The organism is Planococcus sp. RAB007_Raresut (assembly GCF_057369535.1).
Window position 1 is genome coordinate 1 of the sequence record NZ_JBXYIF010000309.1, and the last position, 220, is coordinate 220.

Sequence of the window (220 nt, forward strand, 5' to 3'; positions counted from 1 at the left end):
GAAGGGATTTTGAGGAACCACATGATTCGCAAAGAAGGAACAATTCGACATACCGTCATGTACAGTGTGACAAAAGAAGATTGGCCACAAGTCAAAGAACGCTTCCACAAGATATTAATAGAGTAATAATTTATAAAATATTTTTATTTTAAGACCTGTTTCAGTTTTGAGTTTTTACTCTAAGGATAGTGCGCCATATAAATAGTAGTTTACATATCAT

At 32.7% G+C, this 220-nt stretch carries 1 pseudogene; it reads left to right on the plus strand.

Annotated elements, in window-relative coordinates:
* A pseudogene (locus AC2Q9J_RS18625) lies at positions 1 to 126 on the plus strand (GNAT family N-acetyltransferase); the annotation flags it as partial.
* Positions 127 to 220: the final 94 nt, after the last annotated feature.